This window comes from Paenibacillus sp. L3-i20 (assembly GCF_022180385.2).
Lineage (GTDB): Bacteria > Bacillota > Bacilli > Paenibacillales > Paenibacillaceae > Pristimantibacillus.
Genome location: NZ_BQME02000001.1, coordinates 752,503 through 766,842 on the forward strand (window position 1 = coordinate 752,503; position 14,340 = coordinate 766,842).

At 40.7% G+C, this 14,340-nt stretch carries 14 protein-coding genes and 1 pseudogene; 6 read left to right on the forward strand and 9 right to left on the reverse strand.

Going from position 1 to position 14,340, the window contains the following annotated elements:
- Positions 1 to 73: 73 nt before the first annotated feature.
- Positions 74 to 1,000 carry a hypothetical protein gene (locus MFF31_RS03735; protein ID WP_238186776.1) on the reverse strand — a complete coding sequence of 309 codons (927 nt, stop codon included), beginning with the start codon at positions 998 to 1,000 and terminating at the stop codon, positions 74 to 76.
- A gap of 226 nt (positions 1,001 to 1,226) precedes the next feature.
- Between MFF31_RS03735 and MFF31_RS03740 the strand changes: the two genes are divergently transcribed.
- A complete protein-coding gene (locus tag MFF31_RS03740) occupies positions 1,227 to 1,901 on the forward strand; it encodes an SIMPL domain-containing protein (RefSeq protein WP_248565391.1) in 675 nt (224 codons plus the stop codon).
- On the opposite strand, the gene MFF31_RS03745 is transcribed toward MFF31_RS03740, so the two are convergent.
- A complete protein-coding gene (locus tag MFF31_RS03745; protein WP_238186778.1) occupies positions 1,853 to 2,479 on the reverse strand; it encodes a C40 family peptidase in 627 nt (208 codons plus the stop codon). The two genes, MFF31_RS03740 and MFF31_RS03745, sit on opposite strands and share 49 nt — an antisense overlap.
- A gap of 141 nt (positions 2,480 to 2,620) precedes the next feature.
- Between MFF31_RS03745 and MFF31_RS03750 the strand changes: the two genes are divergently transcribed.
- Positions 2,621 to 3,643 carry a S66 family peptidase gene (locus tag MFF31_RS03750; RefSeq protein ID WP_238186779.1) on the forward strand — a complete coding sequence of 341 codons (1,023 nt, stop codon included), beginning with the start codon at positions 2,621 to 2,623 and terminating at the stop codon, positions 3,641 to 3,643.
- 75 nt (positions 3,644 to 3,718) lie between these two features.
- Here MFF31_RS03750 and MFF31_RS03755 read toward each other — a convergent pair whose 3' ends face one another.
- The 5 genes and pseudogenes from MFF31_RS03755 to MFF31_RS03775 all read right to left on the reverse strand — a co-directional run bounded on the left by MFF31_RS03755 (position 3,719) and on the right by MFF31_RS03775 (position 7,781).
- A complete protein-coding gene (locus tag MFF31_RS03755; RefSeq protein WP_238186780.1) occupies positions 3,719 to 4,321 on the reverse strand; it encodes a nitroreductase family protein in 603 nt (200 codons plus the stop codon).
- A 147-nt stretch (positions 4,322 to 4,468) separates the two neighbouring features.
- Entirely contained in the window at positions 4,469 to 5,335 is an 867-nt protein-coding gene (locus tag MFF31_RS03760) for a VOC family protein (RefSeq protein WP_238186781.1), read from the reverse strand.
- A 205-nt stretch (positions 5,336 to 5,540) separates the two neighbouring features.
- Positions 5,541 to 5,765, reverse strand: a pseudogene (locus MFF31_RS03765) (aminomethyl-transferring glycine dehydrogenase subunit GcvPB); the annotation flags it as partial.
- 331 nt (positions 5,766 to 6,096) lie between these two features.
- Positions 6,097 to 6,828 carry a ThuA domain-containing protein gene (locus MFF31_RS03770; protein ID WP_238186782.1) on the reverse strand — a complete coding sequence of 244 codons (732 nt, stop codon included), beginning with the start codon at positions 6,826 to 6,828 and terminating at the stop codon, positions 6,097 to 6,099.
- 50 nt (positions 6,829 to 6,878) lie between these two features.
- Positions 6,879 to 7,781, reverse strand: a complete 903-nt coding sequence (locus MFF31_RS03775; protein ID WP_238186783.1) for a DNA-3-methyladenine glycosylase family protein — start codon at positions 7,779 to 7,781, stop codon at positions 6,879 to 6,881.
- Positions 7,782 to 7,999: 218 nt separating this feature from the next.
- Between MFF31_RS03775 and MFF31_RS03780 the strand changes: the two genes are divergently transcribed.
- The 4 genes from MFF31_RS03780 (at position 8,000) to MFF31_RS03795 (ending at position 12,490) form a co-directional block, all read left to right on the forward strand.
- Entirely contained in the window at positions 8,000 to 8,695 is a 696-nt protein-coding gene (locus MFF31_RS03780) for a response regulator transcription factor (protein ID WP_238188479.1), read from the forward strand.
- Positions 8,688 to 9,692 (forward strand): sensor histidine kinase, encoded by a 1,005-nt coding sequence (locus tag MFF31_RS03785; RefSeq protein WP_238186784.1) that lies wholly within the window; start codon positions 8,688 to 8,690, stop codon positions 9,690 to 9,692. The genes MFF31_RS03780 and MFF31_RS03785 overlap by 8 nt, the downstream gene beginning before the upstream one ends.
- A 100-nt stretch (positions 9,693 to 9,792) precedes the next feature.
- On the forward strand, positions 9,793 to 10,554 hold the full coding sequence (locus MFF31_RS03790) for an ABC transporter ATP-binding protein (protein WP_238186785.1): 762 nt from the start codon (positions 9,793 to 9,795) through the stop codon (positions 10,552 to 10,554).
- The gene (locus tag MFF31_RS03795) at positions 10,544 to 12,490 is read left to right on the forward strand and encodes an ABC transporter permease (protein ID WP_238186786.1); all 1,947 of its coding nucleotides are present in this window, start codon (positions 10,544 to 10,546) and stop codon (positions 12,488 to 12,490) included. The genes MFF31_RS03790 and MFF31_RS03795 overlap by 11 nt, the downstream gene beginning before the upstream one ends.
- 190 nt (positions 12,491 to 12,680) lie before the next feature.
- On the opposite strand, the gene MFF31_RS03800 is transcribed toward MFF31_RS03795, so the two are convergent.
- Together MFF31_RS03800 and MFF31_RS03805 are read right to left on the reverse strand one after the other, a co-directional pair.
- A complete protein-coding gene (locus tag MFF31_RS03800) occupies positions 12,681 to 13,376 on the reverse strand; it encodes an ABC transporter permease (protein ID WP_238186787.1) in 696 nt (231 codons plus the stop codon).
- Complete coding sequence (locus MFF31_RS03805; RefSeq protein WP_238186788.1) at positions 13,360 to 14,292, reverse strand: ATP-binding cassette domain-containing protein; 933 nt, start codon at positions 14,290 to 14,292, stop codon at positions 13,360 to 13,362. Before MFF31_RS03805 ends, MFF31_RS03800 begins: the two co-directional genes overlap by 17 nt.
- Positions 14,293 to 14,340: the final 48 nt, after the last annotated feature.

The following is a 14,340-nucleotide window of genomic DNA, read 5'->3' on the forward strand; positions in this document are numbered from 1 at the left end:
CTTACTCACTATTCGTTCCATTATAGCGAAAAGTGAACTCGGACAATAGTTAAGATACTGTAAGTTATTTTTTCTAAAGGTGTCTCTCCTCCACCTTGCTCTTGTTAGTATTTCGTTGGAGCCATACATCCAGTAATAGTCGAACACCTGCCGCTGTTACAACTAGGAAACAAGCAATTGCGGTAAGTGGAAGTACCGTCCACTCCATTAGTGATTTGCCCAGCAATGTTTGCCAACCTATGGCTGCTATACCGCCTATAAAAGCAATTCCAGAAATATGGATCATGCTATGCTTGAATCGCTTGCTCAGATTGGACTGAAGAGTCAACCACGCGATAATCGGTAACACTTGAATCGAATGAAATCCTAGACCATGGAGCCAAATGAGATTCCCATCCGCTCCTATAAATCTTCCTTCATTGAACGTAATGAAAAACCCGCCTGCAAAAGAAAACATTACCGCTATCATGGCATATCTAATGCTAACGACAAGTTCTGGATTTTGCTGATATGCACGAGGGAGGAGAAATTGAATTGCCAGAACCAAATAATATGCGGCAAGCAACAAAGCAGTTAGTCCAAAGAAGGAACCAATAACAGAATCATAAGTTGACGGATCCTCGGGAAATCTGGGATCAACTCCGCGCCAATGTTGAGTCGTTTCCGTATAGTAGGAAAACGGAGCAAGCGCTATATATGACCATCTGAAAAAGATTCTACCCTTCTTCCCCATACCCGAAAAGGGCAAAATTGCTGCTGTCGATAAGAAAAAAATAGCGAGTGCTGCATTAAATGAGGCAGCTCTCAATAGCCCCGATCCCGGTTTGGCATCTGTTCCGTACACTAGGGCTGCTATGCCGCTGACAATAGCAAAAACGAATCCTAATAGTCCCGCTATAACTAGCCATTTTTCCCCGCGGAACCATGTTGCTTTTTCTGCACCTAAATCTTTTGCCGTTCCACGATCTCTCCCATCTACTCCATTCGTTACTCTTGTCATTATATCTACAACTCCTTCGCACCATCTATTACCATAAATTGTACGAAAAAGCATGTGTAACTGTGAGGGGCGTTAGAATGATCTTATCATTCACCTGTAGCCCTAGCTTGAATCAGACCATAGTCGTAGCTGGCAAGCAAGTGACTACAATTGATTTCAGCAAAGTTGAATGATGATGTTTTTTCCTCCATACTTTAAGAAAGTCATTGATAGACCTGAAGGGAGAATGATGGATATGTTATATTCTGCACATACGAAGCATGAGGCTTCAAGTGAATCTACATGTGATTTGAAAATAGAAGTCGTTGGCGAGGGGACAGTCGCAGTTGCTCCAGATCGTACTTTAATTACGCTTGGGGCTATAACGGAAGGAAAAGTAGTTCAGCCTATTCAAAGTGAAAACGGGGCCATTATTACAGCAATAATCGAAGCTGTGACGGCACTAGGCGTTCCACGCGAGCAAATACAAACGATTACGTATGATATTGAGCCACAATACGATTATGAGACCGGACGGCAAGTATTTAGAGGTTATAAGGTTACCCATTTACTTCAAATTCATTTAAACGATGTTGAAGGAACAGGCGCTGTCATAGATGCGGCTGTTGCCAAAGGGGCAAATTCCATTACGAACATTTCATTCGCATCATCTGAAGCGAAAGCAGCCGAGCAGCAAGCTCTACAGCTAGCAGTACAGAGTGCAGCTATGAAAGCAAAAAGTATTGCAGATACACTTGGCGTTGCCCTATCAGCCATTCCTTGTGGAGTAAGAGAACTCTCCCATGGAGCAGAGCCCGTCCTATTCAAAGGAGCGATGATGGCGGACAGCGCAGCAACGCCTATAGAGCCTGGTCAATTAACATTTAGAGCTTCCGTACGAGTTTGGTATCTATTCGCATAACATAGGCGAGACGAATCCAATCTAGGGTAATCAAAGAGCCAACCTTCATATATTGTTTCAAACGAATCATTTTGCAAAAAGTCATTCGGCGTAACGAGGGCGGAAGATCGATCCCATAGTTCGATGCCTCCCTCTCGAAGTGCCTCCGCTACAAACTGTGAGCAAAAATAAGAGTTCTCTATTTTAAGATCACGATTCAGCAATATGCCGATTAAACCAACTAGGTTATACGAATAGCGCTCCTTATCACAATCAAACCTCCCAATAGCCGCTTGAATAGCCCTCCTCTCCTCACGCGTTACCTCATAACGGAGCAATGCGCATCTTGTATTGGGGAAATGACGATACGTCCCCTCATAAACATCTTCTCGCACAAATCCTGCATTCAGCGGATTGTGAGCTTTCCTACGTCCAAAGCTGTATATTTCGTTTAAATCTGCATCAAGCACAAGCGATGCATGATTATATGGAGCGGCTGTGAAGCCTTTTATAAGTTTAGAAAATAATGTACCGGTATCTGATAGAAGTACATAGATGTAACGATCGCAAGCTGTCTTGTGTGCACGGTTCTTCTTCATAACCTTCACCTCTTCCGATTAGCGGATTGGATCATCGCTTTTGTTGATATGAATATATCAATTGCAAGAAATAGCGAATAGTACTAATCTGAAGTAGTACTGTTAAACGTATGACCCATTTTTATAAACGGAGGGATAGGAATGATTCGATATCCATTGTTGCAGAAGGGCGATACGATTGGTGTTACGGCCCCCTCTTCTGGAGTAGACTTGAATCTGCATGATCTTATGAAGCAAGCGATTTATCGTGTGGAGCAATACGGTTTCAATGTCATTTGCGGGGAAACAGTTTGGACGCAAAATAAAGCCAAGTCAGCTCATGCGCGTATGCGCGCAGCCGAGTTAACTAACATGATTGCGGATGACAACGTCAATCTCATTATCCCTCCTTGGGGCGGGGAACTACTTATTGAAATTCTTGAACATATCGACTTTGATACGATTAAAGAGAAATGGATTTTGGGATATTCGGATTTAAGCGTATTGTTGCTCGCTGTAACATTGAAGACTGGTATTGCAACTGCGCACGGTACTAACTTCTTTGATTTACGTGGAGAGTATTCCGATGAAACTACAGCGATGTGGATAACCGTTCTATCAACAGAAGCAGGACAGTCCATTCTCCAGCACTCATCACAAAACTTCCAGAAAGAATGGGATTTCGAAAATGATTCTCCACATGTTTTTCATCTTACAGAATCTACATATTGGAAGACACTTTCTAATGACGACAACCTTGTGAAGGTAAGTGGGCGACTGCTTGGCGGCTGTATTGATTGCATTAAACATTTGGTAGGAACACCGTATGGAGATGTGCAAGCTTTCCAGAGGGATATCATACAAAATGAACCTATCTTGTGGTACTTTGAAAATAATGATTTAAATACAACTGCTTTACGCAGAACTTTGGTACAGATGAAGCTGGCAGGTTGGTTCAACAATTGCTCAGCTATTTTATTCGGCAGAAGTGACGGTAACCATCTTGTTGAAAACTACACCATTGATGATATCTATCAAGATTTAACCGAAGAACTGCAAGTTCCGATTATTTATGATATCGATTGTGGTCATCTTCCACCGCAAATTACGTTCATTAACGGTGCTTATGCTGAAGTTGAAGTATGGGGCGGCAAAGGCGTAGTAAAGCAATATTTTAACCCATAAAAAGAAGCCCTGCTGGACTCCCGTAATCGAAATTAAGGGGCCTCGCAGGGCTTCGGTATTTAAACCTTTATTTCATTACTTTATAAATTTCACACGATCTTCAAGCGGACTAAATTGTTTCTCACCAGCTGGTGCAACTATGTTACCAAAAGGCATTTGCGCAATTAGCTTCCAGCTTGCAGGAAGATTCCATTCTGTTTTTACTGAATCATCAATTAGTGGGTTGTAATGTTGCAGAGAAGCACCTAGACCCTCAACGTGCAGAGATGTCCAAATGACGTGTTGCAGCATACCAGTTGAATGTGATGACCAAATTGGGAAGTTATCAGCATACAAAGCGAATTGCTCCTGTAAGCCTTCAACAACTGCCTGATCCTCAAAGAAAAGAACGGTGCCGTAACCTGCTCCAAACGCATTCATTTTGTCCAAAGTAGAACTGAAATGCTCAGCAGGAACGATTGCTTTAAGCGTATCCGTAGTGATCGTCCAAAGTTTCTTATGTTGGTCACCGAACAAAACAACAACTCGTGCGCTTTGCGAGTTAAAAGCTGAAGGCGTATGTTTAACCGCATGGTTAATTACCTCTTGAATACGCTCCTCAGATACAACTGCCTCATTGTTAATCGCATAAATCGAACGTCTGCCTTCTATTGCCTCAAAGTAGTTATTGTTTCCCATTGTATTCCCTCCACTAATTGTTTATTTATATGACAGACATCTCCTAAATAATAGGACATGACGATAAAACGCTCATTGTGTAGCTTGCGCTATTCATTCAAATTTCAAACCGCCCGCTTCAAGGCGATGCTTGTGATGCTGCACCCGTTACGAATGTGCAACTAGTCTCACTGTAATTTGCGACGGGTCTTTTACAAACCAATAGCCCGCTCCCTGTTCAACTGCAAGTCCTGCTTGAGTAGCGGATTGAACTGTCTTCTCCAGCTCCTCATCATTTGGAAGAACAATAGTGAAGTAGTCAATTCCTGTGCCATTGGTAGGTGCTGGCGGTGCTCCCGCTCCTGCCCAAATGTTCAAACCGATATGATGATGATATCTGCCCGCACCAAGAAATATTGCCCCCATTTGACGCATAAGATCAGCCTCAACATCAAAACCTAATGCATCGCAATAAAATTGCTTCGCCTTATGAAGATCACCTACATGAAAGTGAACATGTCCTATTGTCGTATCTGGCTGCAATCCTTGCCACTGACTGTCTTTAGCCTCTTCCAGCAATCCATCCCAGTCGATTGGATCAGAGGACATCTTCACATAACCTTGCGAATCATATTCCCATTCTGCCCTTGGACGGTCACGATAGATTTCGATGCCATTGCCATCAGGGTCGGATATATATAATGCTTCACTAACAAGATGATCAGCTTGCCCGATATGAATGCCGCTATCAAGCAACTTTCTTAACGATAAACCAAGCGCTTTTCTTGTCGGCACCAAAATAGCAAAATGATACAGCCCGCTCGCTGATCTGCGTGGCACAACAGTCGCGTTTGGAACTTCCTCCAGCACAAGCAGTACTGTTTCACCATCAGCTGTCAATTTCGCAATTCGATCATCTTGCCTAAATATGCGAAACCCTACTACTTCCTGATAAAAAGTTAAGGAACGTTCCAGATCGCTAACTTTCAACTTCACTTCTCCAAGCTTCGTTGACGGGTGCAGCTTGTTGCTCATTTATGTTCACCTCAATGTTTGTGAAGTTACTTACTATTTGTAATTAAGTATACATTCACTATTTACTCAAGTCAATTCGAATTTTCATATTTCATTATGTAGCATTCCCAAATATGTCCAACATTTGTCTTACACCATTTATTCAAACAAAAAACCAAGCAGCGCTTAAAAAATCTAAGCCAAACTTGGTTCATCTATTAATGAATTATTGTTGTGTTGATTTTCTTAAATAAACACGCCAGCTCGTACACCACTTCCCAGGATCATCTAGCGATGACTCATCAATGCGATGTACAGTACTTGCATGAGGCGCTTCTTTGACGATATGCGGCGTATGATAAGCTTCGTAGGAAATATGTTCGAGTGCTGCAATATATTCATCCAAATCCGCTTTGGAATAAGATTCTGTCGGCTCAAGTGTAAATGGCTGCCTTCGCTACATCTTTAAGCCCTTCCGCACCCGACTTGCTAAAGTAGCCCTTTCGCCGTTATTTTGTTCTGAAAATAAAAGAACGTATTTCGAGTTCGTCCTTTTGTTTGGTTTTATTCGTCTTATTGTTTGATTAGTTAATCTCATCAGTGAGGGCGAGGGCAATCCAATCTAATATTTTCTACGTAAAAAGGCCTCCTATTTGAATCATTTGATAGTCCAAATAAGTCTACTAAGGAGGCGTAATTTCACTATTTCAAGTTGTCATTGATCAGTCTGTCTGTAGGCATGATCGTTAGTCCTTTTAGCCAATATGCACACTATTTTCATTTTATTTACCAATTGGCTCTATAGGATCTACACGACCGCCACGAGTTGCTGAACCGGGTGTTGGCTCCGCCCAATATACAGCGTTGCTAATAACTTTGAGAACTTCTGCTTGATGATAAACTGGGAAAGTTTCGTGACCAGGTCGAAAATAGAACAGCTTCCCTTTACCCCTGCGGTAACAGCAACCACTGCGGAATACTTCGCCGCCTTCGAACCAAGAGATAAACACCAGCTCATCTGGAGTCGGTATTTCAAAACGTTCGCCGTACATTTCTTCCTTCGGAATTTCGAAGTAATCACCAAGTCCATTTGCAATAGGATGTCCATGCTCGATAACCCACACACGCTCCCGCTCGCCATCATCCCGCCACTTGAGCACACCAGTCTGCGTTCCGAGCAAACGCTCGAACACCTTCGAAGCGTGACCAGAATGGAGTACAATAAGACCCATTCCATCCAGTACACGGTTACGAACCTTGTCCGCAATATCATCCCTTACTTCGTTATGTGCTAAGTGTCCCCACCAGATTAATACATCTGTATTAGCAAGCACCTCGTCGGTCAAACCATGGTCCGGCTCGTCGAGTGTAGCTGTCCTTACTTCAATTCGCTCCTGCGTCCCAAGGTAACTTCCTATAGCATGATGTATGCCTTGCGGATAGATGCTAGCCACATGCTCATTATTCCGCTCATGTCGATATTCGTTCCATACTGTTACTCTGATCGTTGTCATTTTGGTTCTCTCCCTATTCTTCTATTATTGCTAAGAAGATCATCAGCTATCTAATATAGCAATCTCCACAAATAAAATGTTGCATATGACTCCCAGCCGCCCCAGCCAGCGCTAAGCTTAAGCAACTCCTGCTTAGTCGGCTTCCTATCCATCCCGGTAATGTGTTTAATTGAATTATGCAACCCCACATCGTCAATCGGGAAAGCAGAAGGGAAACGCAAACAGCGCATGATCACATAATGTGCCGTCCAAGGCCCAATACCACGAATGCTCACAAGAAGCGCTTCTGCCGACTTCAAGCATTCACCTTGCAACAAAGTCTCCTTGGACAATTTTCCTGAAACGATATTTTGCGCCGCTTCAATAAGATATTCACTTTTCTTCACACTCATGCGAAGCGGCTCCAAATCAGCTACCGTCAGCAGAGCGATATCCTCTGCTTTTGGAAATAACCAGTGAAGCTCTCCATTTGCCTCGACAGCTCTACCGTATAATTCAACAAACCTACGCTTGAGCGTATAGGCAAAGGCCAAATTAATCTGCTGACCAATAATTCCCCAGCACAATGCTTCAAACAAATCAGGAATGCCCATTACTCTGAGCCCATAAAATTGATCCACCGTTTCCTTAAGTAACGGGTCACTGGCTGCAATTTCGTAGAATGGTGATAAGTCTCGCTTTAGATCGAACCAATCCACCACATATTCTTCAATTGCCTCAAGTATATTGTCGCCATAATACTGCTCAGCCACTCCACCGATGATCTCGACGCGAAGACCGCCATCTTCTGCTTCACTAACTTCGATAACAGCATTTGCTTCTCCTAATGAGATTGCTTTATATATTCGGTCCGCTTCAATTCGGTACATGCATTCATTAGGTGATCGCTTTAGATAAACGAGATTCTGTCCATAGCTGAATAACTCAGGTATTGGCACAGTTATGATTTTCATTTCTAACCTCCCAATCCTAACGTTACATTCTATCTCTAGTTTTACCACATATCTCGGAACAAACAACTACTGTATCTTGCTCTTTTATTGCTGTCATTAGCTCTTTGTAAAGACTTACGCTCCACTTCGTATTCCTAATGAATAAAAACCATAAATCCCCTAGCTTAGTAGATTGATTTTCTATACAATTAGTTGTAAAAAATGTGTGGTGAATAACTCTGTTTAAGCTACTGTTAATTGAAGATGATACGACGCTATTCAATGAGATTAGAGATCGCTTATCACTTTGGTCCTATGATGTTTACGGCATCCATGATTTTAGCAACGTGATTAAAGAATTCACTACCATTAATCCAGATCTCGTCATTATTGATATTCAATTGCCTAAATTTGATGGTTTCCACTGGTGCAGACTTATTCGAGCACATTCCAATATTCCTATTCTATTCCTGTCCTCACGCGATCATCCGACAGATATCGTAATGTCTATGCAGCTTGGTGCTGATGATTTTATCCAGAAGCCCTTTCACTTCGATGTATTAATTGCAAAAGTACAGGCCATTCTTCGCCGCGTATACAATTACAATTCGGACAAAAGCGAGCTTAAAACGTGGTGTGGTGCTGCAATAGATTATGAGAGGAATATGGTAACAAATGCTGTGGGGTCAATTGAGCTGACCAGAAATGAAATTCATATATTAAAGCTGCTCATTGATAAAAAAAATAAGATCGTAAGCCGTGATGAAATGATTAACAACCTATGGGATGATAAACGATTTATAAGCGACAATACACTTACGGTCAATGTGAATCGACTACGCAAAAAACTCGATGACCTTGGCTTAGGGGCAAACATTGAAACAAAAGTAGGACAAGGTTACATGGCTACTGAAGAGGCAAATAGAAATGATTAAAAAATATCTTATCGAACGACGCAGTTGGATCTTATTATTTATACTGTTGCAGCTGTTCGTTATTTTTGTCTCCTTTTTGGATTCAGCGGTTCCTCTTTCATCCATGCTCTATGTTGTCTATTTATCGATAATTATTTTTAGCATTTTTTTGATTATTCGCTACCACAAAGAGACGAAATTTTACAAGAGTTTAGAAGAGCAAGCTGACAATTTTGATTTATCGAGATTGAATACGCCAAATAGCCCTTTTGAACAAATAATAGAAACATATATGACAGAACAAATCCAATATTTAAAGCAAGTCTCTTCCCAAAATAAAATGATGTTGGAGCAGGAAAAGGATGACTTGCTTTCATGGATACATGAAGTAAAAACACCTTTAACAGCGATGCGATTAATGATTGACCGCCTAAATAATGACATGATGAAATCACATATAACATATGAATGGCTGCGTATTCATCTACTCCTTGATCAACAGCTCCATCAAAGGCGTATCCCATTTATCGAAAATGATTTATTTATTGAACATACAGATTTGGAGTCAGTTATTTTTAATGAAATAAAAACGCTACAATCGTGGTGCATACAAAAAGGGGTCGGCTTTGATATTCAATTTGACAAAGCAGATGTTGTAAGTGATGCCAAGTGGGTTGCTTTTATCATTAGACAACTGCTAACTAACGCTGTGAAATATAGTGAGTCCTCGGATATTACGATTACCAGCTATGAGCAGGATGGTGGGACTATCCTTAAAGTACAGGATTATGGTCGAGGCATAGATGCTCGAGATTTGCCGCGTATATTCGATAAAGGCTTCACATCCACCACGATGCATCGAGACACTGCCGCTACGGGGATGGGGTTATACTTGGCCAAAAAAGCAGCACAGTCTCTCTTCATCCATATTCATGTGGAATCCGAACTTGGTGAAGGCACGACGGTTACTCTCACCTTCCCACAACAAAATGAATTTATTCGAATAACAAGCGTGTGACATCAATGTCACATGCTTTTATATTTTGTTCGGCCAATCGAAGGAGAAGCGGAGCGAACCCTTTTATAATAAAGCTAACGAGAAAAGGGAGTGTGTCGATATGGTAATTCTTGAAGCCAATAAAATTCACAAAACGTATGGAAACAAATTTAACAAGCATGAAGTGTTAAAGGGATTGGATATTCGAATAGATAAGGGCGAATTCGTCAGCATTATGGGATCTTCGGGCTCAGGGAAGACGACATTGCTTAACGTCCTATCATCGATTGATCATATTAGCAGCGGCACCATTATCATTGAAGGAAAAGAAATTTCTCGTTTGAAAGAAAAGCAGCTGGCTGAATTTCGGAAAAGTCATTTGGGGTTTGTATTTCAAGAATATAATCTGCTCGACACATTGACGGTGAAAGAAAATATTCTTTTACCCCTATCCATTACAAAGACGCCGAAAAAAGAAGCCGAGCTGCGATTCCAGACGCTTGCAACAGAGCTTGGCATCTATGAACTAAGGGGTAAATACCCAAACGAAATTTCTGGCGGGCAAAAACAACGCACTTCCGCGGCACGAGCATTTATCCATGAGCCAAGCATTATTTTCGCTGACGAACCAACCGGCGCACTTGATTCCAAATCCGCTTCGGACTTATTAAACAAACTAAGCGATCTAAATAACAAGCTGAAATCCACAATCGTTATGGTCACTCATGATCCAGTCGCAGCAAGCTATTGCAGCAGAGTTATTTTTATTAAAGACGGTCAAATCTTTACTCAGCTAAATAAAGGAGACGAGAATAGACAATCATTCTTTAACGATATTATGAAGACACAAAGCGTTTTGAGCGGGGTGCAAAATGAGCATTAATGGTCTCATGTTCCGCAATTTACGCAAAAACCTAAAAAACTATTATCTATATGTATTTGCTTTAATTTTCAGTGCCGCTTTATATTTCGCGTTTGTCACACTGCAATTTGACCCATCAATGGATGAAGCAAGAGGGTCCGTTAAGGCCGGTGCTTCCTTTAAAGCAGCCTCTGTCATACTTGTTGCTATCGTTTCTATCTTCCTTCTATATGCCAATAACATCTTTATTAAACGGCGCAGCAAAGAAATTGGTTTGTTCCAGCTCATTGGAATGACTAAGCACAAAATATTTCGTATTCTGACCGCAGAAAACTTTTTTCTTTATTTCGGATCATTAGTAATCGGCATATTCGCAGGATTTGCCATGTCTAAATTACTTATGATGATGTTATTAAAAACAATTGGCGTCGATGTCATTGCCGAACTTCATTTTTCAACAAACGCTTTATTTCAAACATTGATTGTGTTTTCTGTAATTTATCTCTTTATAATGCTAATGAACTATAGGTTTATCAAAAGACAATCCATCTTATCCTTGTTTAAGGTCACTTCTGTAGCAGAAGGTAGAGTTAAGAAGATGTCCATCCTTGAAATGATAATGGGTATACTGGGACTGACATTAATCGCTGTCGGCTATTATGTTTCTTCGAAGCTTTTTGGCGGCAATTTCGAATCGATGGTTGAGTTAACTACTGCGATGATATCGATTTTGGCATCCGTCATTATCGGTACGTATTTGTTCTATAAAGGGTCTGTCAGCTTCATATTTAATATGATTAGAAAGAAAAAGAATGGTCATCTGTCTATTACCGATGTGGTGTCGCTATCGTCCATTATGTTCCGAATGAAATCGAATGCGGTATTGTTAACCATTATTACAACAGTATCGGCGCTTGCACTTGGTTTATTGTCCCTAAGCTACATTTCCTATTACTCAGCGGAAGCATCAGCTAAACGTTATGTCCCCGCTGATTTCTCGATTACAAACATAGAAGACGCTAACAAATTCAAAGCCGCGCTAGCTGAGAAAAACTTACCTTATACTGATAAGGTAGCTGAGGTTATTCAAGCCGATATTAACATCAAGAGCATTCTGAAAACAAAAATAGAAGATATGAAATTTGATCCGAATATTGTAACTTCTTCTGTCATCAGTGAACAAGTTTTTGAAGATGTCAACTTATCAGAAGACGAAGCATTACTTACTAAAGCTCGCGGAGTACTACAGAAATTTATGGTGTTAAAAAATTCCGGTCCAATTGAGTTAATGGGCAAAAGTGAAGTTATACCTCAATCCTATAAAGAAACCGATCGAAAAACACCTATTTCAGGATTTTTTACAAGCGGTGGTCTGCCCGTTGCTATCGTAGACGACACGGTATTTAATCGTTTAAAGCAAGATTTAAATCCAGCCATTCAGAAAAAATCTTCTATTTATGTTGGCATTGAGATGAGGGATAAAGCTCATGTGGAAGAAGCAAATGCGATTTTTCGTGAATTAGGTTTTAATACTAACATCGCTTATGACTCTCAAAATGCGATGCGCGACCATCAGAAGTATAATATGGGCGGAATAATGTTTATTATTGGTTTTCTCGGATTAACCTTCCTCATTACATCAGGCTGTATTCTTTATTTTAAACAAATGGATGAAAGTGAAGAAGAAAAGTCCAGCTATACCGTTCTCAGAAAGTTAGGTTTCACACAAGGGGATTTACTAAAAGGAATTCAAACGAAGCAGCTGTTTAATTTCGGTATACCATTAATTGTCGGTTTGCTCCATAGTTATTTTGCCGTCCAATCAGGCTGGTTTTTATTCGGAACCGATCTGTATGCACCAATGATTATGGTCATGATGCTATATACAATATTGTACTCCATCTTCGGAATACTCTCTGTTTATTATTACAAGAAAGTAATCAAAGATTCATTATAACAAGTGCAAACGGTAAAAACCGGAGCTTCAGTCCGCTAGGATTGAAGCTTTTTGTATTTCGCAAATAAAAAAAATATTTACTTCACCATTGCAGGTGCCGATGAGGCCATCTATCAAATAACAAACAAGAGGTCGCCTCATCCGTCTATTCAGACCTTTGAGACAACCTCGATACTAACTATTGAACGATTTATGTGACGTCTAGATAATCAATTTTTCGGAATGATAAATAAGTGAGAATCAATCCAGCTGCTGCCAAAGACAGCGGAATTGCAATAATTGAACTTAACGTAAAACCTCCATTGTTCGAGCATACAACAGCTACAATAAAGATGGATGAAGTAATGGTAGCCGGTACAGATTTTTTGCGCATGCCCACTATAAGAGGTAACAAGCTCATACCAGCAGCAGCTACTGCGTTCATTAGCATTAATATTCCTTGTTCATAAAGCACCTCGTACGTTAACGTATCTGCTACATAGTTAAAATGAGAGTTAACAGCTATGAACATTGTAGATAATAGAAGATTTCCAATGATCACATTAGCTAATGTCCATATGAATACCATAAATAACTTGGCAGAAATAAGCTTCTTACGACTAATCGGATAAGCGAACAATAATGCCATCGTTTTGTCGCGAAATTCACTAATAATAAGCCGTGAAAGCATAGCGGAGGAGTAAATGATAAAGGTAGCACGCACGATCGTATCAATCACACTTAACATTTCTGTGTAGTTATTAAATATTTGTTCCTCGCTCGATCCCCCTTCGACAAAATAAATGAAAAAGAGGAAAACAGCCATGATGCCGTGGGCCATGAGAGCACCTCCCACGAAGCTTTTCTTCGACCACTTTTTGAGTTCCAGCTTAATAAGATGCAACATGACTTTCACCTCCACGTGTAATTTCGAAGAAATATTCCTCTAGCGAGTGATGACGACGATTAATAGATTCTACAGGGACGTCATTCATAATAAGTCCCTTTGACAACTCCTCTTGCGAGAGCGCTGTTTCATAAATACGTATTAAACGATCACCGATCAACTTAAAGTTTTTCACACCGAGCTTATCCTCTAGTACAAATGTAGCCAACTTAACATTGGAAGTAACAACTTCAACATATTCTGTTTTGGAACTTCGGATGCTCTCCATTGAAACTTCTTTAATCAATCGTCCATTGTTAATTACGCCAATTGTATCAGCCACCTGTTCAATCTCTGCAATAAGATGGCTAGATATGAGCAGCGTCATTCCATATTCATCACGCAAACCACGGAACAACTTGCGCATTTCCTGTATACCAGACGGATCAAGTCCATTAATCGGTTCATCCAAAATCAAAAGCTCCGGTTTTGTACAAATAGCTCTCGCAATACCTAATCGTTGCCTCATACCTAACGAAAATTGTTTAACTGGTTTGTTCTCAATGCCTCTTAGCTGTACCCTTTCTAATGCTTCACGAATCGCTTTTGGGTTGTAGTGACCCATGTATTCGCAATGCAGCTCTAAGTTTTGTTCAGCTGTCAGCTTCTCGTAGAACACAGGAGACTCAATCATATGGCCAATCCGTTTCAATGGTTCAATGGCTCCTGGTAGCAATCGCTCACCGAATAACTCAATTTCACCGCCTGACGGCTTCACTAGATTTAACAGCATCTTCATGATCGTTGATTTACCTGCGCCATTCGGCCCCAAAAATCCGTATATTTCACCTTGGTCGAGCTTCATATTCACATTGGATACTACTTCTGATAAGCCATAATTTTTGCTTAGAAGTCTCGTTCTAACTATCTCTGACATGTTTTCCTCTCCCCGCTTCATTTCGTTCTGAACTAATCATATAGCGGG

Bases quoted from the DNA above. Each gene is read 5' to 3' on its own strand.
- MFF31_RS03735 (WP_238186776.1), bottom strand. From the start codon at position 1,000: ATGACAAGAGTAACGAATGGAGTAGATGGGAGAGATCGTGGAACGGCA.
- MFF31_RS03740 (WP_248565391.1), top strand. From the start codon at position 1,227: ATGATGGATATGTTATATTCTGCACATACGAAGCATGAGGCTTCAAGT.
- MFF31_RS03745 (WP_238186778.1), bottom strand. From the start codon at position 2,479: ATGAAGAAGAACCGTGCACACAAGACAGCTTGCGATCGTTACATCTAT.
- MFF31_RS03750 (WP_238186779.1), top strand. From the start codon at position 2,621: ATGATTCGATATCCATTGTTGCAGAAGGGCGATACGATTGGTGTTACG.
- MFF31_RS03755 (WP_238186780.1), bottom strand. From the start codon at position 4,321: ATGGGAAACAATAACTACTTTGAGGCAATAGAAGGCAGACGTTCGATT.
- MFF31_RS03760 (WP_238186781.1), bottom strand. From the start codon at position 5,335: ATGAGCAACAAGCTGCACCCGTCAACGAAGCTTGGAGAAGTGAAGTTG.
- MFF31_RS03770 (WP_238186782.1), bottom strand. From the start codon at position 6,828: ATGACAACGATCAGAGTAACAGTATGGAACGAATATCGACATGAGCGG.
- MFF31_RS03775 (WP_238186783.1), bottom strand. From the start codon at position 7,781: ATGAAAATCATAACTGTGCCAATACCTGAGTTATTCAGCTATGGACAG.
- MFF31_RS03785 (WP_238186784.1), top strand. From the start codon at position 8,688: ATGATTAAAAAATATCTTATCGAACGACGCAGTTGGATCTTATTATTT.
- MFF31_RS03790 (WP_238186785.1), top strand. From the start codon at position 9,793: ATGGTAATTCTTGAAGCCAATAAAATTCACAAAACGTATGGAAACAAA.
- MFF31_RS03795 (WP_238186786.1), top strand. From the start codon at position 10,544: ATGAGCATTAATGGTCTCATGTTCCGCAATTTACGCAAAAACCTAAAA.
- MFF31_RS03800 (WP_238186787.1), bottom strand. From the start codon at position 13,376: ATGTTGCATCTTATTAAGCTGGAACTCAAAAAGTGGTCGAAGAAAAGC.
- MFF31_RS03805 (WP_238186788.1), bottom strand. From the start codon at position 14,292: ATGTCAGAGATAGTTAGAACGAGACTTCTAAGCAAAAATTATGGCTTA.